Origin of the sequence: Rhodococcoides kyotonense, assembly GCF_001645385.1 — a bacterium.
In the GTDB taxonomy this organism is placed as follows: Bacteria; Actinomycetota; Actinomycetes; order Mycobacteriales; family Mycobacteriaceae; genus Rhodococcoides; species Rhodococcoides kyotonensis_B.
This window is the reverse complement of sequence record NZ_LVHI01000007.1, coordinates 1-21842: the sequence shown is the minus strand read 5'-3', so window position 1 is coordinate 21842 and position 21842 is coordinate 1. Positions and strand designations below refer to the sequence as shown.

Genomic DNA, 21842 nt, shown 5'->3' with positions numbered 1-21842 from the left:
GGCGTCCGATCGGTAGGTGTCAGCGGGTGGTCGTCACGACATCGGTCAGGGCGGGTGCGTCGCCGCGGTCACGGACGGTCACATGGGCCAGGTAGCGACCGTCGTCGTCCCAGATTCGGCACGTCAGCGTCTCGCCGGGGTAGACGACGCCGGCGAACTTGGCCCCGAAATGCTCGACGGCTCCGGCGTCGCCACCGAGTACGCCGTCGGTGACGGCCTTGCAGACCATGCCGTAGGTGCACAGGCCGTGCAGTATCGGCGCGGGAAACCCTGCGGCCAGCGCGAACTCGGGGTCGGAGTGCAGCGGATTGCGGTCTCCGCACATGCGGTACATCAATGCCTGCTGGGGAAGGGTCGGCACGTCGAGCACGACATCCGCTTCGCGATTCGGCACGGCGACCGACGGCGACGGTCCTCGCTCGCCGCCGAAGCCGCCTTCTCCTCGGGCGAAGATCGACGACCGTGCACGCCACAGGGCGATTCCGTCGAGAGTGGTCGTGGTCGTTTCCTGCACGATCACCGCGGCCTTGCCCTTGTCCCATACCTCGGTGATCCGGGTGATCGAACACGCCTCTCCTGCAGGCGGTATCGCGCCGAGCGCGGTGATCTCCTGTGTTCCGTGCACCACCTTCGCCAAGTCGATGTCGATGCCAGGAAACTGCACGCGCGGCGCATCCGTCGCATGGAAGGTCGCCGCGACGGTCGCGAACGTCGGAAGCACCTGTGGCCCGGCGTCGTCGAGGTAGTGCAGTTCGTCGCCGTCGGTCGGTCGACTGCCCGCACCGAGTGCGAGGTGATAGGTCTGCACATCGCGCGCGGTCCACGAGAAGTGCTGCGCCGGCAGCTCGGCGCCGATCGCGACCGACGGATCGATCACCGGTGATCCCTTCCTGCCATGTCCCGTCCCGCCATGTCGAGGACCGCGAGGTACGCGAACGTCATCGCAGGCCCGATCGTCGCGCCGGGCCCGGCGTAGGTGTGACCCATGACCGGCGCGCTGGCATTGCCGACGGCATACAGCCCGTCGATGACGCTGCCGTCGTCCCGAAGAACGCGAGCGTCCGCGTCGGTGACGAGTCCGCCCTTGGTGCCGAGATCGCCGGGCACCATCTTCACCGCGTAGAACGGTGGTTTGTCGAGCGCTCCGAGGCTGGGGTTCGGTGTGTTGGTCGGGTCCCCGTAGTACTTGTCGTAGCCACTGTCGCCGCGTCCGAAGTCCTCGTCGACGCCGGTGCGCGCGAAACCGTTGAAGCGCTGGATCGTTGCGGTCAGGTTCTCGGCTGGAAGACCCGTTTTCTCCGCGAGTTCGGTGATGGTGGACCCCTCGACCACCACCCCGGCTTTCAGCCAGCGGGACGGGAAACGCTTCTTTGGTTGCAGTCCGGCGAATATGTAGCGGTCGCGGTAGCGCTGGTCGATGATCATCCACGTCGGAATGTTCTCGCCCGGCCCGTCGCCGACGCCGTACTCGCCGCCGTACATCCGATGCACCGCCTCGACGTACGGGGCGGCCTCGTTGAGGAACCGGCGTCCCGATGCGTTCACCATGATGCCGCCCGGTAGCGTGCGTTCGGCGATGCAGAACCACGGGCCGCCGGTGAGGGGTATCGACGGTCCCCACCACGCGTCGTCCATCAGATCGGTTGCTGCTCCGAGTTTCTGCCCTGCGCGGATACCGTCGCCGGTGTTGGCTTTCGCGCCCACGGTCCACTCGGTTCCGATGGGTTGACGCTGGTACTTCGTGCGCATCTCCTCGTTGTGTTCGAATCCTCCCGACGCGAGGACGACGCCTTTCCGAGCCATGAAAGTTCGCTCGCCGCAGACGGTTCCGCGCACCTGTCCGTCCTCGACGACGAGATCGGTCATCGCGGTGCCGAGCAGAACCGGCACGCCGGCGTCGAGCAGACCTGCTCGCAGAGCTGCGGCCAACGCCTGGCCGCGCCCGAGGAGATGCTGTCCCGTGAGTTTGGCTCGAAGCCAACGCATTCCGACGCGGCCCACCCGCGCGATGCCGCTGGGATGGCGTCGCAGAAGGTTGATCGTTCGGTAATCGGCCTGGGTGAGCACGACATTCAGAGGGGCCTTGCCGTAGTCGGGCTCGAGCTGCTCGATCATCGGGCCCAGGCACGACGCGTCGAACGGGGTGGGTTCGACCGAACGCCCGCCGACGCGGCCGCCCGGCGCCTCCGGGTAGTAGTCCGAATAACCGGGCACCCACTGCATTCTCAGTGGGGAATGCCTCAGGACGAAGCTCAGCATCTCCGGCCCGCGTTCCAGATAGGTGTCGATTCGTTCCTTGGACACGACGTCGCCGATGATGGAGTGCAGGTACTCCCGCGCGGCTTCCGGAGTGTCGTCGACGCCGTCCGCCTCCAGCGCCTCGTTGCCCGGGATCCACACGCCTCCGCCGGAACGAGCTGTCGAGCCGCCGAAGTGCGACGCCTTCTCCACGACGACGACGCTCAGTCCGCGGTGTGCCGCGGTCAGTGCGGCCGTCATACCTCCGGCGCCGCTGCCGACGACGACGATGTCGTAATCCTCCGTGATCATGTAGAACACGTTATAGAATTGAACACGCGCCAGTCCATGCTTTCTGCCAGGAAGAATCCGTCCTTCTCGGCGTCGGAACAAAAACACGTTACAGTTTCGAGGCCAGGAGTGGAGCCTGCAGGAACGACCCAGATGCCGGGAGTGGAGCCTGCAGGAACGACCCAGATATCGGGAGGTGAGTCGGTGACCTGGAATCTGCACGCCGACGTCGTGATCGTCGGGTACGGCGCCGCCGGTGTTGCGGCCGCCCTCGAGGCCGCCGAAGCCGGTGCCGACGTCGTCGCCGTCGATCGGTATGCGGGCGGCGGTGCGAGCGCCATCTCGGGCGGGGTCGTCTACGCGGGTGGCGGCACCGCCGTGCAACGAGAGGCGGGCGTCGAGGATTCCGTCGACGACATGTACGCATACCTCGCCGAGGAGATCGGTGACGCGGTGACGCCGGAGACCCTTCGACGGTTCTGCGACGGAAGCGCCGCGACGATCGACTGGCTGTCGGCGCGCGGGGTGCCGTTCTCACCGACGCTGTGTCCGTACAAGACGTCCTATCCGAGCAATCGCCACTATCTGTACTACTCGGGCAGCGAAGCGGCGGGCCGATTTCGTGCCGTCGCGACGCCCGCGCCGCGTGGTCATCGCGCGAGGGGCAAGGGGACGTCGGGCAAGATGTTGTTCGGCCCGCTTGCGCGCACTGCGAAAGATGCGGGCGTGCAGTTACTTCCACAGACTCGCGTGTGTGATCTCCTCGTCGAGGACGGTCGAGTTCGCGGTGTCGAGTGCCGCACGCTGATCGACGCGCCGGAGCGCATCCGGCGGGTGCATCGAGTCCTCGGGGCACTGTCCGCGAAGCCTGGAATCTACGTGCCCCAGTTTCGTTACCTGCTCGAGAGGCGTCTGGCGCACATCGAGAAGAAGTACAGCGAGACCGTCCGCATCGAGGCGCGCCGCGGCGTCGTACTCAGTGCGGGCGGGTTCGTCGCCGATCGCGTGATGATGAAAGAGCACGCGCCGGATTACACCGGCGGTCTCGCTCTCGGGACCGCGGGCGACGACGGCAGCGGTATCGCACTGGGGGCCGAGATCGGTGCTGCCACTGCGAAATTGGGCAACGTCTCGGCGTGGCGGTTCATCGTGCCACCCGATCCGTTCCTCGGTTCGTTGCTGATCGACGGCGCAGGTCGACGCATGGTCGACGAGTCACGGTACGGCGCGGCGCTCGGGCATGCGATCGTCACGACGGGGCGCGGGCGCGGGTGGGTGCTCGTCGACGCGGACCTGGCGAAGGACGCCGCGAAGCGGCTGCCACGGCAGGCGATGTGGTTCCAGCGAGTCCAGAACGCGGGATTGCGCAGCACTGCAGTGCGCGGTCGCACCGTCGAGCAGGTCGCACGAGCAGCGGGCATCGACCCACGGGGCCTGCGTGAGACGGTCGACCGACACAATGCGGCGATCGCGTCGGGAAGCCCTGACCCGTTCGGTAAGCACGACGATTTTCGACGGCCCATCGCGTCACCGCCGTTCACGGTGTACGACGCGGGCATCCCGGCGGGTAGAGCTCTGAGCAGAATGATGAATCCGTGTCCGATGATCACGCTCGGCGGTCTCGTCGTCGACGAGGACACAGGCGAAGTGAAAGACGACGCGGGTGAGGCGATCAGAGGCCTCTACGCCGCGGGCCGCACGGCCGTCGGGCTGTGTTCGAACTCGTACGTGAGCGGACTGTCGCTCGCGGACTGCATCTTCTCCGGTCGGCGGGCCGGAATCAACGTGGCGATGGGGGAGCGGCATGCTGTCGACGCAGACGCGCACTGAACTCGCGGCCAGATTGGCTGCCGCCGAGACGAATCGGACACCGATCGGTCCGATCGCGCGCGACGAGCCGGACATCGACGTCGTCGACGCATACGAGATCCAACTGATCAACATTCGACGACGCGTCGACGACGGGGCTGCGGTGGTGGGGCACAAGGTCGGACTGTCGTCGCGTGCGATGCAGCAGATGATGGGCGTCGACGAGCCCGACTACGGCCACCTGCTCGCGGACATGGAAGTGTTCGAACACAGTCCGGTCGATTCCGCGCGGTACTGCTACCCCCGCGTCGAAGTGGAAGTGGCGTTCGTGCTGGGCGCCGACCTGCCGGGTGCGTCGTGCACCACGGACGACGTGCTGGAGGCGACCGAGTTCGTGGCTCCGTCGATGGAGCTGATCGACAGTCGGATCAAGGACTGGAAGATCGGGCTCTCCGACACGATTGCCGACAACGCGTCGTCCGCCGGGTTCGTGCTCGGCGAGCAGCGGGTGGCGCCGTCGGACATCGATCTGACCGCGATCGATGCGGTGCTGCTGCGCAACGACCTTCGCGTCGCGGAGGGGCGGAGCGACGCGGTGCTGGGCAATCCGGTGACCGCGGTGTCGTGGTTGGCCCGCAAGGTCGACGGGTTCGGTGTGCGGCTGAAGAAGGGCGACATCGTGCTGCCCGGATCGTGCACGCGGGCCGTCGATGTGCGGGCGGGCGATCGATTCCGCGCGAACTTCGCCGGGCTCGGCGCCGTCGTACTCGAATTCGATTGATCGGTAGGAGGTTTCGTCGTGCCCACAGCAACAGCGGCCATCGTCGGTTCGGGCAACATCGGTACGGACTTGCTGTACAAGCTGCAGCGTTCGGAATTCGTCGAACCGCGGTGGATGATCGGGATCGATCCGTCCAGTGAAGGAGTGAAACGCGCCGCCGACCTGGGTCTCGAGACCAGCTCCGACGGCATCGACTGGTTGTTGGCCCAGGACGAGAAGCCCGATCTGGTGTTCGAGGCGACGTCGGCGTACGTCCATCGCGATGCTGCGCCGCGCTACGCCGAGGCGGGCATCCGTGCGATCGATCTGACGCCGGCAGCCGTCGGGCCCGCGGTGGTGCCGCTGGTCAACCTGCACGAACATCTCGATGCACCCAACGTCAACATGATCACGTGCGGTGGGCAGGCGACAATCCCGATGGTGCATGCGGTGTCGCGGGTGGTGGACGTGCCGTATGCCGAGATCGTCGCGTCGGTGGCGTCGCTGTCCGCGGGGCCCGGGACACGGGCGAACATCGACGAGTTCACCAAGACCACGAGTCGAGGCATCGAACTGATCGGCGGGGCCGGGCGTGGGAAGGCGATCATCATCCTGAACCCAGCTGATCCGCCGATGATCATGCGGGACACGATCTTCTGCGCCATTCCGGGTGACGCGGACACCGACGCGATCGTCGCATCGATCCACCGGATGGCCGACGACATCGCCGAGTACGTGCCCGGGTACCGATTGCTCAACGAGCCGCAGTTCGACGACGCGTCGGACATCTCGGGTGGGTACGCGAAAGTGACGATCTTCGTCGAGGTCGAGGGTGCGGGCGACTTCCTGCCCCCGTACGCGGGCAACCTCGACATCATGACGGCGGCGGCGACGCGCGTCGGCGAGGAAGTGGCCAAGAACGTCGTGAAGGAGAAGATTTCGTGATCCGAGTGACCGACACGTCCCTGCGCGACGGGTCCCACCACAAGCGGCACATGTTCACGGCCGACGATGCGCGCGCCATCGTCTCGGCACTCGACGGCGCGGGCGTTCCCGTCATCGAGGTGACGCACGGCGACGGGCTCGGCGGGTCGTCGTTCAACTACGGTTTTTCGAAAACACCCGAGCAGGAACTTATTTCGGTCGCCGCGGCCACGGCCGAGAACGCCAAGATCGCGTTCCTCATGCTGCCGGGCCTGGGCGTCAAGGACGACATCGTCGCCGCCCAGGGTAACGGTGCGTCGATCTGCCGCGTCGCAACGCATTGCACGGAGGCCGACGTCGCCGTCCAGCACTTCGGTCTCGCGCGTGACCGCGGACTCGAGACCGTCGGATTTCTGATGATGGCGCACTCGCAGCCACCCGAAGTGCTGGCGAAGCAGGCGCGCATCATGGCCGACGCGGGCTGCCAATGCGTCTACGTCGTCGATTCGGCGGGGGCTCTCGTGCTCGAGCAGGTGACCGATCGTGTCGCCGCGCTGGTCGCGGAGTTGGGTGACGACGCTCAGGTCGGCTTCCACGGGCACGAGAATCTCGATCTGGCAGTGGCCAATTCGATCTGTGCGGTGCGGGCGGGGGCGCAGCAGATCGACGGCAGCGCCAGGAGGTTCGGTGCGGGAGCGGGTAATACGCCCGTCGAGGCGTTCGTCGGTGTGTGCGACAAACTCGGAATCGAGACGGGTATCGACTTCTTCGCGATCTGCGATGCGGCCGAGGACGTCGTGCGCCCGGTGATGCCCGCGGAGTGCTTGCTCGACCGGCAGGCGCTGATGATGGGCTACGCCGGGGTCTACTCGAGCTTCCTACGCCACGCCGAACGTCACGCCGAGAGGTACGGGGTGTCGACGGCCGAGCTGCTCGTGCGCGCCGGAGAGCGAAAGTTGGTCGGCGGGCAGGAAGATCAGCTGATCGACATCGCCCTGGAGTTGCGGGCGGCTGCGCCGCACGTGCACGAAAATACATAGCCCGCTATGCATTTCTACTCACATGGGATGCGCCCCACCAGCACTGCAGCGTCGATCGACTCCTGCATCCGCGGGCACGAGTCCTGCGTCGCGGAGTCACCGGCTTCGCGAAACACCGGGCACGTCTCCGACGGCCTGGACGTCCACTGCACCGAGGTCTGCTTGACGCTGTTCTTGCGCACCAGAACACACGTCCCGCACGTCCGACATTCGACCGGTGCGAGCCTCGAGTCCAGGTAGTTCTCCTTGTCCCGAATTGTCTGCGCGTGAATTTCCTCGACGCGGCTGGGATCGTCGGCGAAATCAGGCGCTTTCGCCCAGAACATCTTCCCGGGTCGTTCCGCTCCTGCCCGCCGATCAGGCATTTGCCTTCTCCGCCGCCTGCCGCGCCAGGTTCTCCTCCACTTCGTGCTGCCAGGCCTCGTTGGCCTTGGTGGTGTCGACCTCGAATTCGAAACGCGCGGTCATCTTCTCGGTGATGTCCGCGACGTCGACGTAGAACTGGTCGTACCAACGCCGCAGCTGGTACACCGGCCCGTCCTCCTCGCAGAGCAGTGGGTTGTCGATCTTGGTCTTGTTCTTCCAGATCTCGACGTCCTGCAGAAAACCGACGCTGATTCCTTCGGTGAACTTCTCTGCCAGCTTGGTCGCGGTCGCGTCGTCGATCCCCTCCGGTTTCTTCACCGTGATTCCCCACTGCAGCACGAACGAGTTCTGGTCGATCGGGTAGTGGCAGTTGATCAGAACGCTGCTGACCTCGTATCCCCCGTAGATGTTGATCAGTGGATTGATCATGTACGACGGCCCGAAGTACGACGCCTCGGACTTCAGCAGCGTGTCACCCCCGTACTGCGACGCCATGCCGATGTCGGGACGCCCCTTGGTGTTCAGATACTGCGACGCGACGTGGCCCTCGAAGACGTTCTTGAAGTACGTCGGAAATGCGTAATGGATGTAGAAGAAGTGAGCCATGTCCACGACGTTGTCGATGATCTCGCGGCAGTTCGCGCCCTCGATGACCATCGAGTTCCACGTCCAGTCGGTCCAGTCGTCGCTGTACGCGCCGTCGATACGCGGAATGGTCACGTCGTCGGGCGGCGGATTGCCCTCGGCGTCGTTCCAGACGAACAGTTGCCCGTTGCGCTCGAGCGTCGTCCAGGTTCGGGTTCTTGCGAGTGGCGGAACGCGTCGGGCGTAGGGAATCTCGGTGCACTTGCCGCTCGCTCCCCAGCGCCAATCGTGGAACGGGCAGGCGATTGCGTCGCCCTTGACCGTGCCCTGGGTGAGGTCGCCGCCCATGTGGCGGCAGTAGCCGTCGAGCACCACGATCTTTCCCGACGAGTCCGCGAACACCACGAGTTTGGTCCCGAAGGCATGAATCGCGTGTGGTGTGCCGTCGGCGAAGGTCTTCGTCAGGCCGAGGCAGTGCCAGCCGCGGGCATACCGGGTGGGGGTCTCGCCGACGTCGATCTCACGGATTCGGGCCATGTGCGTGCCTTCCTTCTGCTCGTCCCACTCAGTAGAACACGTTATAGAATAGGGCAACAACTCGCTAGTGAGAGCGGTGGAACCAGTTCTCGACAGTCGGCAGTAACGTGTTCTAGTCTGACTTCGGAATCCACGGAAGGCGGCTCAGGTGACTCACGAGGTTTTCGACAGGCTCGACGCGCTACTGCCCACGCTGCGCGAGCGTGCGCAGGACACCGAGGATCTACGACGGCTCCCCGACGACACGGTCAAGTCGCTCCAGGAAGTGGGATTCTTCCGGTTGCTGCAGCCGTCGCAGTGGGGTGGATACGAGGAGGATCCGGTTCTCTTCTATTCGGCGGTGAAGAAGATCGCGAGTGCGTGCGGCTCGACCGGCTGGGTCAGCTCGATCATCGGTGTGCACAACTGGCACCTCGCACTGTTCCCCCAGCAGGCGCAGGAGGACGTCTGGGGTCAGGACACCGACGTCCGAATCTCGTCGTCGTACGCGCCGATGGGTGCGGGAACCGTCGCCGACGGCGGATACCGGTTGTCGGGGGCATGGCAGTGGTCGTCCGGATGTGACCATGCGACGTGGGCGATGCTCGGCGGTCCCGTCATCAAGGACGGCCGCCCGGTCGACTTCGTGACGTTCCTCGTCCCGCGTGAGGACTACCGCATCGACGACGTCTGGAACGTCGTCGGTCTTCGCGGTACCGGCAGCAACACCGTCGTCGTCGAGGACAAGTTCGTGCCGTCTTATCGCGTATTGAGCTTCAAGAAGATGAACGAGGGTACTGCCGAGGGGCTCGAACGAAACACCGCGCCGGTCTACCGAATGCCCTGGGGCACCATTCATCCCACGACCATCTCGGCGCCGATCGTCGGCATGGCCGAGGGCGCGTACGCGGCGCACGTCGAGCATCAGGGCAAGCGGGTGCGTAAAGCGTTCGTCGGCGAGACCGGCAAGGACGACCCGTTCGCGAAAGTCCGCATCGCCGAGGCGAGTAGCGACATCGACGCCGCCTGGCGGCAGCTCTCGGGCAATGTGGCCGACGAGTACGCGCTACTGAAAGCAGGGAAGGAAGTTCCGATCGAACTGCGACTGCGTGCTCGACGCGATCAGGTCCGTGCGACGGGCAGGTCCGTTGCGTCGATCGACCTACTCTTCGAAAGCGCCGGCGCGACGGCATTGCAGAACTCCGCTCCGCTGCAACGCTTCTGGCGCGACGCGCATGCCGGACGCGTCCACGCGGCGAACGACCCGGAGCGGGCGTATCAGATGTTCGGTGGGGGAGAATTCGGACTTCCTTTGAAGGACACGATGGTATGACCGCGACCGTGCAGGAGATGACGTACGAGTCGACGTCGAAGTTCGCCCGGGTGCGGGACGATCTGACGTTGCACTACCACGAGGCAGGCGCCCACAACGATACGACGATCGTGCTGCTGCACGGCGGCGGACCGGGCGCGTCCGGGTGGTCGAACTTCGCGACGAACATTCCGGTTCTTGCCCAGCGGTTTCACGTGTTGTGCGTCGATCAGCCCGGGTTCGGCGAGTCCGACAAGCCGACCGAGCATCCGCAGTACTTCGTACACAGCAGCTCCGCGCTGAAGGATCTGCTCGACCATCTGGGCATCGACCGCGTGCATCTGCTCGGCAACTCTCTCGGGGGCGGCACCGCGGTGCGGTTCGCCCTCGACTTTCCGAGTCGCGCAGGCAGATTGGTGCTCATGGGTCCGGGAGGGTTGAGCATCAACCTGTTCGCGCCCGATCCGACCGAAGGGGTCAAGAATCTCGGGAACTTCGCCGCGCCACCGGGCCCGTCCAAGGAGAAGCTCGCGGCGTTCCTGAAGGTGATGGTGTACGACCAGTCGCTGATCACCGACGAGCTGCTCGACCGGCGCTACGCACAGGCGTCCACCCCGGAGTCGATCGCGGCGATGAAAGCAATGGGAAAGTCCTTCGCCGGAGCCGATTACGAGAAGGGAATGCTGTGGCGTGAGGCGTACAAGCTGCGCCAGCGCGTGCTGCTGATCTGGGGACGCGAAGACAGGGTCAACCCGATCGACGGTGCGTTGGTCGCACTCAAGACCATTCCGCGTGCTCAACTGCACGTGTTCGGCCGATGTGGTCACTGGGCGCAGGTCGAGGTGGCCGACGAGTTCAACCGTCTGACAACGGCGTTCCTGACGGAAGGGAGCTGAGTCATGGGAATCCGTTCGCTCGCGTACATGCGCGTCGAAGCCACCGACATGGCTGCCTGGCGTGAATACGGGCTGAAGGTGCTGGGGATGGTCGAGGGAAAAGGTGCGACACCCGGTGCGCTGTACCTACGGATGGACGACTTTCCGGCGCGACTGGTGATCGTGCCCGGCGAGAAGGATCGGCTGCTCGTGTCCGGGTGGGAGACTGCGAACGCCGCAGAGTTGCAAGAGATCCGAGATGCGCTCGACAACGCAGGGGTTCCGTACAAGGAGGGGACTGCCGAGCAACTGCAGGACCGGCGCGTCGACGAGCTGATCGTGTTCGAGGACCCGTCGGGCAACACGCTCGAGGCGTTTCACGGTGCGGCGCTCGAACACCGGCGAGTCGTCAGTCCGTACGGACATCGCTTCGTCACCGGAGAGCAGGGGCTAGGCCACGTCGTGCTGTCGACGGACGACGACGAGGCGTCCCTGCGCTTCTACCGCGACGTGCTGGGCTTCAAGCTGCGTGACTCGATGCGCCTTCCGCCGCAGATGATGGGTCGACCCGCCGACGGACCGCCTGCGTGGCTGCGCTTCTTCGGGTGCAACCCGCGTCACCACAGCCTGGCGTTCCTACCGATGCCCACGCCGAGCGGCATCGTGCATCTGATGATCGAGGTGGAGAACTCCGACGACGTCGGCCTCGCGCTCGACCGCGCGTTGCGGCGTAAGGTACCGATGTCGGCGACGCTCGGTCGGCACGTCAACGATCTGATGTTGTCGTTCTACATGAAGACGCCAGGCGGGTTCGACGTCGAATTCGGCTGCGAAGGAAGACAAGTCGAGGACGACAAATGGGTGGCACGTGAAAGCACGGCCGTCAGCCTGTGGGGACACGACTTCACGGTGGGGTCGAGACCATGACGATCGATCCTCGTGTCTTCAGAACCGTCCTCGGCCAGTTCTGCACGGGGATCACAGTCGTGACCACCATCGTCGACGACACGCCCGCTGGGTTCGCGTGCCAGTCGTTCGCCGCATTGTCGCTCGACCCTCCGCTCGTCCTGTTCTGCCCGGCGAAAGGGTCGAGGTCCTGGGCGGCGATCGAGCGCACAGGCACGTTCGCCGTCAACGTACTCGGTGAAGAGCAGCAGAAGACGTGCGCCCGGTTCGGATCACGAGAGGCGGACAAGTTCGCCGGAATCGACTGGCGCAGATCCGAGTTGGGTTCGCCGATTCTCGCGGGCTCGCTCGCGCACATCGACTGCACGGTCGACACCGTCCACGACGGAGGCGATCACGTCATCGTCGTCGGACGCGTGCACTCGCTCGGCGAGATCACCGGTGAGCGGCCTCTGCTGTTCTATCGGGGTCAGTACACCGGAATCGAACCGGACAAGACCGTCCCGGCCCCGTGGCGCGACGACCTGGAGGCATTCCTGACCTCGACGTCTGCGGATACGTGGTTGTAGTGCGCCTTCGGGTGGTGTAGCCGCCATAGCTTTGCCTAAGCTATCTTTACGAGGTGCTCATGAAGACCTCCCTGCGCGCCAGCGCTGCCATCGCCGTTCTCGCCCTCGCCGCGGCGGGATGCTCATCCGACGCCGACGCCGAAGCCGAGTCGGCCAGCTCCGAATCATGGTCGTACACGACCGGGTTCGGAAACACCGTCACGACCGACGGCCGGCCGGACAGCATCATCGTCGACGCGTACAGCGCAGCCGCGCTGTGGGACTACGGCGTCCGGCCCGCAGGGGTCTTCGGATTCGGTATCACCGACGGGTCCGGCCTCGGGAACGCACAGGCCGACGAGATGACGCTCATCGGGACCGACTCTGTCTTCGACACCGAAGCGGCTGCCACCCTCGATCCCGACGTGATCATCGGGTACTCGAAGGCTGCCGCGCCCGAGTCCTGGACGTGGTGGGAAGCGTCGCAGGCCGAGCAGATCACCGCGGTCGCACCGTTCGTCGGTGTGAACACCAGCGTGTCCGTCGACGAGACGCTGAACCAGTACCGGTCCATCGCGCAGTCGTTGGGCGCCGACGTCGACTCCGACGAGATCGCCTCGGACCGCGAGGCTTTCGAAGCCGCCAAGCAGCGGGTACGGGACGCGGCCGCGTCGAAACCCGGTTTGACCGTGATGCCGCTGAACGTCTCGGACGCCGGTGTGTACATCGGAACGCAGAACCTCGTAGTCTTGAAGCTGCTGAACGAGCTCGGTGTGTCTCTCGCCGGCCCGGGCGGCGAGACGCCGTGGGCAACGGTCAGCTGGGAGAACGTGCCGCAGTACGCGGCGGACATCATGCTCGAGTATCCGGCGGGCAAGGAAGTCCTCGCGCAGTCGGCCATCTACGGTTCGCTCCCGGCCGTTGCCGCCGGGCAGGTCCTGGACTGGGACGACAAGCGCCCCAATACCTACGCCGAATACGCCGACTGGCTCGGTCAGCTCGCCGACGCCATCGGCAGCGCCCAGAAGGTCACGTAGTGCGCCTTCGGGTGCGTCAGCGCAGCTCGGTCTTGAGAACCTTGCCGCTTGCGTTGCGCGGCAGGGAATCTCGGAACGTGACGACGCGCGGCGTCTTGAAGTTCGCCATCTTCTCGCGGCAGTACGCGATGACGTCGTCGGCGGTGAGTGTCGCCCCCTGCGTCCGGACGACGAACGCGTGGCCGACCTCGCCGAGACGGTCGTCGGGAATTCCGACGACCGCGGACTCAGCGACACCCGGCAGCCGGGCGAGCGACTGTTCGACCTCGGCCGGATAGACGTTGAAGCCGCCGGCAATGTACATGTCCTTCAGGCGGTCGGTGATCGTGAGATACCCACGCTCGTCGAGGGTTCCGATGTCCCCGGTGTGCAGCCACCCGTCCTCGTCGATCGCCTGTGCCGTGGCGGAGGCGTCGTCGAGATATCCGAGCATGACGTTGGGGCCTCGCAGCAGGATCTCTCCGGACGGCGCGATCGCGACGTCCATGTCCGCGACGCGACGGCCGGATGTTCTCGCGACGGTCTCCGCGTCGTCGCCCGGGCGGCACATCGTGGCGACGACGGCCTCGGTGAGTCCGTACGCGGTCAGGACGACGTCCAGTTTCAGGTCGTTCTGCATGCGTTCGACGAGCGCGACCGGCACGACGGCGGCACCGGTGACGGCGACTCGTAGCGTCGATAGATCGTGCTGCGCACGAGACGGATGGTCGAGGATCGTCGAGAAAATGGTGGGCGCGCCGGGCAGGACGGTGATGCGCTCACGTTCCACGGTGTCCATCGCGGCCTCGGCGTCGTACACCGACTGCGGCACGACGCACGCTCCGGTCAGCAGAGCGGCGATGATTCCTGCTTTGTACCCGAAACTGTGGAAGAACGGATTGACGACCAGGTAACGGTCGTCGGAGTCGAGTGTCGCGCACTCGGCCCACGCGCGCGCGACGCCGACGAGCTGCCGATGCGCGCTGAGGACGCCTTTGCTTCTGCCCGTCGTGCCCGAGGTGAACAGGATGTCGGACACGGTGTCGGGGGTGACGCCGTCGGCCCGCTGTTCGACGGCCTCCTCGGTGGCGGCCGCGCCGAGGAACGGCAGGTCGCCCCACGGAATGGCCGTGTCGTTCTGTGGCACCTCGCCGCCGAGCCGAACGACGGTCAGCAGCGACACGGGAAGTCCGACGGCTTTCAGTTCGGCGAACCGGTCGACACCGAGGAATTCACCGGCCACGAACAGTGCGACGGCTCGGCTGCGGGTCAGGATGTCGTGGGCTTCCGCGGCCTTGTAGCGGGTGTTGATCGGTACGAGAACAGCTCCCGCGTAGTGCACCGCGAGCGCCGACGCGACCCAGTGGTGGGTGTTGGGCGCCCAGATGGCGACGCGGTCACCTGCGCCGACGTTGCGTGCGACGAGCGCGCGCGCGACGATCGCGACCTGTCGATGCAGGTCGCCGAAGCTCCACCGAACGCCGTCGCCCGCGACCGCGTCGAGATCGGCGAATTTCTCGGCAGCGCGACGTAGTGCGGCCGGGCTCGTGGTCGGTTCGGTGTCGTCCATGACGTCTGTCTCCACTAGATTCCCCCGGTGCTTGCGACAAGCAAGTGCTTGGTGAATGTTACCGGCGTGGTACGGGTCGTAGGGCGCGATCGCGGCGAACTTGTCGGTGGCCTGTGCGAACATATGTTCGTGTCCGACGCCGACGAACCGCAGCAGGCCAGCATCATGCATGCCGACCTCGATTCGTTCTACGCGTCCGTCGAGCAGCGCGATGATCCTCGGTTGCGCGGGAAGCCAGTGCTCGTCGGTGGTGGAGTCGTGCTCGCGGCCAGCTACGAGGCCAAGGCCTTCGGTGTGCGGACGCCGATGAGCGGGGGACAGGCTCGTGCCCTCTGCCCGCATGCCATCGTCGTTCCCCCTCGGATGGACGCGTATCTCGAAGCCAGTCGGGCGGTCTTCGACATCTTCCGCAACACCACGCCGCTGGTCGAAGGCATTTCGGTCGACGAGGCATTCCTCGAGGTCGGCGGCCTGGGCAAGATCGCGGGTGCTCCGGTCCAGATCGCCGAACGCCTGCGCAGGGACGTGCGCGAGCAGGTCGGTCTCCCTATCACCGTCGGTATCGCGTGCACCAAGTTCCTGGCCAAGGTCGCCAGCGCGGTCGGTAAGCCGGACGGCCTACTGCTCGTCGAGCCCGGTCGGGAGCTCGAGTTCCTGCATCCGCTGAAGATCGAGCGGCTGTGGGGCGTCGGCAAGGTCACCGCCGAGAAACTGCACGCGTTCGACATCAGGACGGTCGGCGACATGGCCGCGCACAGTGAGGCGTCGATCGTGTCGATTCTGGGCAAGGGCACAGGCCGTCACCTGTACGCGCTCGCCAATAATCGTGATGCGCGGCAGGTGACGACGTATCGCGGGCGCAGTTCCATCGGCGCGCAGCACGCGTTGGGGCGCGGCCCGACGTCACGGCAGGACGTCGAGGCGGCGCTGATCGCCTTGATCGACCGGGTCACCGGGCGCATGAGGGCGGCCGACCGCACCGGGCGCACCGTCGTGCTACGCCTCCGGTTCGCCGATTTCACGCGTGTCACCCGATCGCACACGCTGCGGCGCGCCACCGCCGACACCCGCGACATCGAGGATGCCGCGTTGACGCTGCTGCGTGACGCGCGGTCACTCATCGCCGACCGGGGCATCACGCTCGTCGGCGTCACCGTCTCCAACATCGAACGCAGCGGCGCCGAGCAACTCGAGCTTCAGTTCGACGCACCGCAGGACGGGCCGAGCGCGTCGGCACTCGATGTCGCGCTCGACGGTGTGCACGACAAATTCGGGAAGACGGCGCTGACGAGAGGAGTGCTGCTGGGGCGAAACACCGGGATGTCCGTTCCGCTACTTCCGGATTGAGATGCCCAGTTCGAAGTTCTTCGGCATGAGGGTCAGTCGTTCCTCGATGACGAGGCGGTAGTTCGGATCGGCATGTATATCGAAGTTCCGCAGGATGGTTCCGAGCACGAGCACTGCTTCGTGGATCGCGAATTGCCTTCCGATGCATGCTCGTTCACCGGTGCCGAACGGTTTGTAGACGTGGCCGGGCCGCGAACGCACACGGTCGGACCGGAAGCGATCGGGGTCGAACGCGTCGGGATTAGGTCCCCACACCGGATCGCGATGCAGTCCGGGTATCAGAACGAGAACCCAGTCGCCCTTCTTCATCGGATACGTTCCGCCGACGACGGTGTCCTGACGCGCTTCTCGCGCGAACGCGGGAGCCGTCGGCCACAGGCGCAATGTCTCGTCGAGTATCCGCCGGACGAGGCGCAGCTTCGGTACCTGCGCGAACGAGGGGGCGTCGCTACCCGACGTGGTGCGGCCCCAGACCTCGTCGACCTCGGCGCGGGCGGCCGCGAAGATCTCGGGGTGACGGGACAGGTAGTAGAGCGCGAAAGACAATGCACCGGACGTGGTTTCGTGGCCGGCGATCAGGAACGTGAGAATCTGCTGGCGGATGTTCACTTCGCTCAGCGCGTTGGGGTTGTCCGCGTCGCGGGCGGCGTCGAGCATGATGTCGAGCAAATCGTGCTGCCCGCGTGAACCGCTGCCGTCCCGCCGCGTCCTGATGATGTCGTCGAGCAGGTCGGCCATGTACTGCTTGTCGGCCTCGTTCTGCCGGTCGCGTCGTCGGAACCACAGATCGCTGACGATCGGCAGTTTCAGTATTTCGCGACGCTGATTGTGGGTGAGGGTACGCACCATCGCGTCGACGAACGGGTGCCGCTCGTCGCGCGTGAACGAGTCGAACGTGTAGCTGAATCCGGTACGGCCGATGGTGTCGAGCGTCAGCTTCGTCATGTCGGACGACACGTCGACGGTGCCGTGCTCGCGCCAGCGCTGCGTCAGATCGGACGCGACGTCGACCATGATGTCGTGGTAACTCCGCATCGCACTCTGCGCGAAGGCCGGACGCAGCAGGTCGTGTGCCTTCCGCCAGTTGGGCTCGTGTGAGTACGCCGTGAACAGCGCGTCGCCGCCGATCGAACGCAGGCCCTCGACTGCGGGTGCGACGTGTTTGACGAACCGACTCTCGTCGCACAGGTCCTCTACGAGGTCGGAGCCGGTCACGATGACGAACCGTTGCCCGAGGACGACGCGTTCGAAGATCGGTCCGAGCGAACGTGAGAGGGCAATCGAATCCTGGACGGGTGTGGACGCGTGCACACCGAGAACGTCGCCGAGGACCGGCACTCGCTTCGGAGGATGGGGCAGCGACGGTGCACGAACAGCGACGTCGGTGGTCATGGGCAGTACCTTTCGCTCCTATTGAACTCGGATACAACAACGAACGTACTCGTTGTCGAACCGGTGTCAAGTAGCATCGGTACTCGTCATGACCACCTCTCGTAAGCGGCTGTCCCCGACGGAACGACGTACTCAGCTCCTCGACATCGGATCCCGGCTTTTCGCCGATCGGCCGTACGACGACGTGTGGATCGAGGAGGTCGCCGATCTGGCCGGCGTCTCGCGGGGCTTGATGTATCACTACTTCCCGTCGAAACGTGACTTCTTCGCCGAGATCATTCGCGTCGAATCCGTGCGCATTCTCGAGATCACGGCGCCGGACACGTCGCTCCCGGTCGTCGAACAGGTCGCTGCCGGTCTCGATGCCTACATTCGATACGCCTCCGAGCACGAACACGGCGTCCGGGCGATCAACCGCGGATCCATACTGGGCGACACCGAGATTCAGGCCATCGTGACGGCCGAGTTCGACACGCAACAGCAGCGAATACTCGCCGCGCTGCCGCCGGAGCTGCAGACCGAGCTGATGAAGTCCGCGTTGCGCGGATGGGTGTCGTTCGTTCGCGCTGTATGCCTCGACTGGCTGGACCGCAGGGCAATCACGGAAGAGGACGTGAAGACGCTGTGCATGCGTGCTCTCGAAGGGCTGCTGGCGAGCTAGAGCAGGGCTATCGTGGCGGGCATGTGCCGAAACATCACCACGCTGCGTGGGCTCGAACCGCATGCGACCGACGAGGAGATCGAGGCCGCGGCAAGGCAGTACGTCCGCAAGATCAGCGGCGTCCAGAAGACATCCGATGCGACGCGTGACGCGTTCGAACAGGCGGTCGCCGAGGTCACCGCGACGACGCACCGGCTGCTCGACGCACTGCCCGACCGTCGTCAGCCGCCACCCACCCTGCCGCCGCTGCGTCGACCCGAAGTGCAGGCGCGCATCGCCGCGAAAGCCGCGAGCAGCTAGGTACTGTCCGGCGGTACCTCGGGCAGCCCCTCGCTGACGCGAAGCTTCTCCGCCACCGCGCTGAGCAGATTCTGCGAGTCCTCGGACAGGTCGAACGCGCGCGCCGACAGCCTGCGCAACCCGTACCCCTCGATCTGTGTGATGAGCTCGAGGTCGCGATCGACCTTCGTCGCGTAGATGTCGTTGAAGAAGTAGTCGGACTTGACCTTGAAGAAGCGGGCGAGCGCGGCCACGGTGTCGTCGGACGGATTGGTCCGTTGCCCGGAGCGTAGCTGCGAAATGTACGGCTTGGAGATCTGGTGGCCACCTTCGGCCAATGCGTCGGCGACCTCGGCGTTGGTATGTGGTTTGCGGCCCGGCGGGTGCACCGTGTTGAACAGCGTATTCAGTCTGGCCGCGAAGTCTGCGGACATCGGATATCTTCTTTCGACCGGCCGCACGCGTAGTGCATGCGACACCTCGATGATAACCGGTGGATAACCGCTGTGCAGTGCTGAAACATGCTCGTAGAACGTACTTTTCGGTCGCTTTCACACTCGTTCGATGATCGTCCCCGTCGACAGCGCGCCACCCGCGCACATGGTGATCAGTGCCGTCGACGCGTCACGACGCTCGAGTTCGTGCAACGCGGTGGTCAGCAGTCGTGCACCGGTGCTTCCGACGGGGTGGCCCAACGCCAGCGCCCCGCCGTTGACGTTCACCTTGTCCATGTCCGGGCGATGAACCGACGCCCAGGACAGCGGAACCGATGCGAACGCCTCGTTCACCTCGAACAGATCCAGATCGCCGATCTTCATGCCACTCTGTTCCAGAACCCGTGTCGTGGCCTGGACCGGACCGTCCAGGTGAAACTCGGTTTCCGCCCCGACCAAGCATTGCGCGACGATCCGCGCCCGCGGGGTGAGACCCAGTTCGACGGCGCGTGCCGAGTCCATCAAGATCACCGCCGCGGCCCCGTCGGAAATCTGCGACGACGTCCCGGCCGTGTGAAGGCCGTCCTGCATTACCGGTGTCAACCTCGCCAGCGATTCCGTCGTCGTGTCGCGCAGGCCCTGGTCGCGGGTGACGACCTCGTCGCCGACGGCCACCGGCAGGACCTCACGATCGAACCGACCCTCGTCCCAGGCGCGTCTCGCGAACGCTTGAGAGCGCACGCCGAGAGCCTCGAGATCGGCGCGACCGAGGCCGCGGCGTCGGGCGATCCGTTCGGCGGCCTCGAACTGATTGGGCAGGTCGATGTTCCACGACTCGGGTCGACGCGGCCCTGCGTTCTCGCCGACATTGACGCCCAACGGAACTCGGCTCATCGACTCGACTCCGCATGCCATGCCGCTGTCGATCGCGCCTGCTGCGATCAGGCCCGCGACGAGGTGAGTGGCCTGCTGCGCGGAACCGCATTGCGCGTCGACGGTCATGCATCCGGTCTGCCACGGAAGTCCCGCGTGGAGCCAGGCGGTGCGGGTGACGTTGTTCGACTGCTCGCCGGCCTGGGTGACGCACCCGCCGATGACCTGTTCGACAGTGTCGCTGTGCGTGGGGTCGAGTCCGAGCCGGTCGAGTGCGCCGCGTTGCGCGAGCCCGAGTAGTTCGGCGGCGTGCAGGCTCGACAACCAGCCTCCTCTCTTGCCGATCGGTGTGCGGACGGCCTCGACGACGACGGGATCACCCACGGTGAACTCCTTTCCCTCCTGCCTCTCGAAATTAGAACACGTTCTCTTCGACGTGCAAGTGCCGTCGACCATTATTCTTCCGTGCCACATGCCTCTGTGTTTGAATAAACCTAGAACGTGTTGCAGATGTCAGGAGAGCCAGTGACAGTACGACCGGACCTCACGCGTCCCGATCTGCCGGAGAACTTCGACCCCACCGATCCCGGCATCTACGAAAGCCACATCCCGGTGAAGGAATTCGCCGAATTGCGGAGGACAGCGCCGATCTGGTGGTGTCCGCAGTCTCCGGAGATCGGCGGATTTCATGACGACGGCTACTGGGTCGTCACCAAGCACGCGGACGTCAAGGAGATCTCGAAGCGCAGCGATGTCTTCTCGAGTCGCGAGAACACGGCGCTGCCGCGCTTCAACGACGACATCACGCGCGAGCAGATCGAGCTGCAGCGCTTCGTCATGCTGAATCAGGATGCGCCCCAACACACCAAGACCCGCAAGCTCGTGTCGAAGGGGTTCACGCCGAAGGCCGTCAACGGTCTCCGGGCCGAGCTCGAACGGCGCGCCGACGTCATCGTCAAGAAGGCTGCACAGAATCCGACAGGTGACTTCGTCACCGAGGTCGCGTCGGAGCTTCCTCTGCAGGCCATCGCCGATCTCATCGGTATTCCACAGGAGGACCGCAAGAAAATCTTCGACTGGTCGAACGAGATGACGTCGTACGACGATCCGGAATTCGACATAGACCCGGTGGAGGCGTCGACGCAGATCCTCGGCTACGCGTATCAGATGGCCGACGAGCGGCGCCGGTGTCCGAAAGACGACATCATCACCACTCTGATCAACGCCGACATCGACGGTGACCACATGAAGCCAGAGGAATTCGGCTTCTTCGTCATCATCCTGGCGGTGGCGGGGAACGAGACCACCCGCAATGCGATCACGCACGGGATGGCGGCGTTCATGGACAACCCCGATCAGTGGGAACTGTTCAAGAAGGAGCGTCCGGACACGACGGCCGACGAGGTCGTCCGCTACGCGAGCCCGATCACGGCGTTCCAGCGCACCGCCCTCGAGGACTTCGATCTGAACGGCACGACGATAAAGGCAGGCCAACGCGTTGCGATGTTCTACGGCTCGGCGAACTTCGACGAAGACGTGTTCGAGGATCCTCACCGATTCGACATCACGCGAAACCCCAATCCGCACGTCGGATTCGGCGGCCATGGTGCGCACTACTGCATCGGAGCGAATCTTGCGCGCATGGAGATCGGACTGATGTTCAACGCGATCGCCGACAACATCCCGGACATCACCAAGTTGGCCGATCCCCGGCGGCTCAGGTCCGGATGGCTCAACGGGGTCAAGGAGTTTCGGGTCGATTACACGGGTGGATGTCCGGTCAGGCACTAGCGCACCTGTGAGTGGCAATGTAGGCGGTCTCAAGCAGTCATCGCAACGTGCCTGATCATTGAGGGATGGTTGCGATGGGACGTCCGGTGTACACCCATGAGGTGCGGATGTGAAGTACCCCAGGTTTTGTTCCTATGCGGTTACGAGGGCCGGGGTGGCTGACTCGCTGGGTTGTGAGATGTCGATCAGGGTGGTCTCGTATTCAGCCGGGGGCATGTAACCGAGCGCTTCGTGCAGACGCTGATGGTTGTACCACCACACGTATTCGAGCGTCGCGAACTCGACGTCGTCGACCGTTCGCCACGGTCC

Annotated in this window: 22 protein-coding genes; 13 read left to right on the top strand and 9 right to left on the bottom strand. The window is 65.1% G+C overall.

Translation table 11 applies throughout. The annotated features are described in order from the left end of the window. Window positions 1-19: 19 nt before the first annotated feature. Window positions 20-877, bottom strand: coding sequence for a MaoC/PaaZ C-terminal domain-containing protein (locus A3K89_RS05525; RefSeq protein ID WP_068423061.1), 858 nt, complete (start codon window positions 875-877; stop codon window positions 20-22). Next, entirely contained in the window at window positions 874-2550 is a 1677-nt protein-coding gene (gene kstD / locus A3K89_RS05520; protein WP_084423612.1) for a 3-oxosteroid 1-dehydrogenase, read from the bottom strand. Before kstD ends, A3K89_RS05525 begins: the two co-directional genes overlap by 4 nt. 183 nt (window positions 2551-2733) lie before the next feature. Between kstD and A3K89_RS05515 the strand changes: the two genes are divergently transcribed. Genes A3K89_RS05515 through dmpG form a run of 4 tightly spaced genes read left to right on the top strand, consistent with a single transcriptional unit; the run spans window position 2734 to window position 7062 of the window. Then, the gene (locus tag A3K89_RS05515; protein ID WP_254303442.1) at window positions 2734-4359 is read left to right on the top strand and encodes an FAD-binding protein; all 1626 of its coding nucleotides are present in this window, start codon (window positions 2734-2736) and stop codon (window positions 4357-4359) included. After that, entirely contained in the window at window positions 4334-5119 is a 786-nt protein-coding gene (locus tag A3K89_RS05510; RefSeq protein WP_068423054.1) for a 2-keto-4-pentenoate hydratase, read from the top strand. Before A3K89_RS05515 ends, A3K89_RS05510 begins: the two co-directional genes overlap by 26 nt. 18 nt (window positions 5120-5137) lie before the next feature. After that, complete coding sequence (locus tag A3K89_RS05505) at window positions 5138-6043, top strand: acetaldehyde dehydrogenase (acetylating) (RefSeq protein ID WP_068423051.1); 906 nt, start codon at window positions 5138-5140, stop codon at window positions 6041-6043. Beyond that, a complete protein-coding gene (gene dmpG / locus A3K89_RS05500) occupies window positions 6040-7062 on the top strand; it encodes a 4-hydroxy-2-oxovalerate aldolase (RefSeq protein WP_068423048.1) in 1023 nt (340 codons plus the stop codon). The genes A3K89_RS05505 and dmpG overlap by 4 nt, the downstream gene beginning before the upstream one ends. 14 nt (window positions 7063-7076) lie before the next feature. Here dmpG and A3K89_RS05495 read toward each other — a convergent pair whose 3' ends face one another. Then, entirely contained in the window at window positions 7077-7427 is a 351-nt protein-coding gene (locus A3K89_RS05495) for a hypothetical protein (RefSeq protein WP_254303441.1), read from the bottom strand. Next, on the bottom strand, window positions 7420-8550 hold the full coding sequence (locus A3K89_RS05490; protein ID WP_068423043.1) for a Rieske 2Fe-2S domain-containing protein: 1131 nt from the start codon (window positions 8548-8550) through the stop codon (window positions 7420-7422). The genes A3K89_RS05495 and A3K89_RS05490 overlap by 8 nt, the downstream gene beginning before the upstream one ends. Window positions 8551-8698: 148 nt before the next feature. Between A3K89_RS05490 and hsaA the strand changes: the two genes are divergently transcribed. The 5 genes from hsaA to A3K89_RS05465 are packed head-to-tail and all read left to right on the top strand — an operon-like array spanning window position 8699 to window position 13207. Continuing rightward, window positions 8699-9862, top strand: coding sequence for a 3-hydroxy-9,10-secoandrosta-1,3,5(10)-triene-9,17-dione monooxygenase oxygenase subunit (hsaA, locus tag A3K89_RS05485; protein ID WP_068423040.1), 1164 nt, complete (start codon window positions 8699-8701; stop codon window positions 9860-9862). After that, entirely contained in the window at window positions 9859-10737 is an 879-nt protein-coding gene (gene hsaD, locus A3K89_RS05480; RefSeq protein WP_068423036.1) for a 4,5:9,10-diseco-3-hydroxy-5,9,17-trioxoandrosta-1(10),2-diene-4-oate hydrolase, read from the top strand. The genes hsaA and hsaD overlap by 4 nt, the downstream gene beginning before the upstream one ends. Before the next feature lie 3 nt (window positions 10738-10740). Continuing rightward, the gene (hsaC, locus tag A3K89_RS05475; protein ID WP_068423030.1) at window positions 10741-11643 is read left to right on the top strand and encodes an iron-dependent extradiol dioxygenase HsaC; all 903 of its coding nucleotides are present in this window, start codon (window positions 10741-10743) and stop codon (window positions 11641-11643) included. Beyond that, the gene (gene hsaB, locus A3K89_RS05470; protein WP_068423028.1) at window positions 11640-12191 is read left to right on the top strand and encodes a 3-hydroxy-9,10-secoandrosta-1,3,5(10)-triene-9,17-dione monooxygenase reductase subunit; all 552 of its coding nucleotides are present in this window, start codon (window positions 11640-11642) and stop codon (window positions 12189-12191) included. The genes hsaC and hsaB overlap by 4 nt, the downstream gene beginning before the upstream one ends. Before the next feature lie 59 nt (window positions 12192-12250). Next, window positions 12251-13207 carry an ABC transporter substrate-binding protein gene (locus A3K89_RS05465; protein ID WP_206030780.1) on the top strand — a complete coding sequence of 319 codons (957 nt, stop codon included), beginning with the start codon at window positions 12251-12253 and terminating at the stop codon, window positions 13205-13207. A gap of 16 nt (window positions 13208-13223) precedes the next feature. Here the strand turns inward: A3K89_RS05465 and A3K89_RS05460 are convergent, their stop codons facing one another. Beyond that, window positions 13224-14756 carry a FadD3 family acyl-CoA ligase gene (locus tag A3K89_RS05460; RefSeq protein ID WP_068423297.1) on the bottom strand — a complete coding sequence of 511 codons (1533 nt, stop codon included), beginning with the start codon at window positions 14754-14756 and terminating at the stop codon, window positions 13224-13226. A 123-nt stretch (window positions 14757-14879) separates the two neighbouring features. Here A3K89_RS05460 and dinB point away from each other — a divergent pair, with 123 nt between their 5' ends. Beyond that, window positions 14880-16103: a DNA polymerase IV gene (gene dinB / locus A3K89_RS05455; protein WP_068423022.1), complete on the top strand. Its 1224-nt coding sequence runs from the start codon at window positions 14880-14882 to the stop codon at window positions 16101-16103. Here dinB and A3K89_RS05450 read toward each other — a convergent pair. Further along, on the bottom strand, window positions 16089-17495 hold the full coding sequence (locus A3K89_RS05450) for a cytochrome P450 (RefSeq protein ID WP_068423021.1): 1407 nt from the start codon (window positions 17493-17495) through the stop codon (window positions 16089-16091). The genes dinB and A3K89_RS05450 overlap by 15 nt on opposite strands. An 88-nt stretch (window positions 17496-17583) precedes the next feature. Between A3K89_RS05450 and A3K89_RS05445 the strand changes: the two genes are divergently transcribed. Continuing rightward, window positions 17584-18156: a TetR/AcrR family transcriptional regulator gene (locus A3K89_RS05445; RefSeq protein WP_068423020.1), complete on the top strand. Its 573-nt coding sequence runs from the start codon at window positions 17584-17586 to the stop codon at window positions 18154-18156. Window positions 18157-18177: 21 nt separating this feature from the next. Further along, window positions 18178-18456, top strand: coding sequence for a DUF2277 domain-containing protein (locus A3K89_RS05440; RefSeq protein WP_068423295.1), 279 nt, complete (start codon window positions 18178-18180; stop codon window positions 18454-18456). Here the strand turns inward: A3K89_RS05440 and A3K89_RS05435 are convergent. Together A3K89_RS05435 and A3K89_RS05430 are read right to left on the bottom strand one after the other, a co-directional pair. Continuing rightward, on the bottom strand, window positions 18453-18869 hold the full coding sequence (locus tag A3K89_RS05435; RefSeq protein WP_068423019.1) for a helix-turn-helix domain-containing protein: 417 nt from the start codon (window positions 18867-18869) through the stop codon (window positions 18453-18455). The two genes, A3K89_RS05440 and A3K89_RS05435, sit on opposite strands and share 4 nt — an antisense overlap. A 117-nt stretch (window positions 18870-18986) precedes the next feature. Next, on the bottom strand, window positions 18987-20126 hold the full coding sequence (locus A3K89_RS05430; protein ID WP_068423017.1) for a steroid 3-ketoacyl-CoA thiolase: 1140 nt from the start codon (window positions 20124-20126) through the stop codon (window positions 18987-18989). A gap of 141 nt (window positions 20127-20267) precedes the next feature. On the opposite strand from A3K89_RS05430, the gene A3K89_RS05425 reads away from it, so the two are divergent. Continuing rightward, complete coding sequence (locus A3K89_RS05425; RefSeq protein WP_254303440.1) at window positions 20268-21533, top strand: cytochrome P450; 1266 nt, start codon at window positions 20268-20270, stop codon at window positions 21531-21533. A 132-nt stretch (window positions 21534-21665) separates the two neighbouring features. Here A3K89_RS05425 and A3K89_RS25315 read toward each other — a convergent pair. After that, window positions 21666-21842: IS3 family transposase (locus tag A3K89_RS25315; protein WP_157105249.1), on the bottom strand; the 177-nt coding region annotated here is incomplete at its 5' end.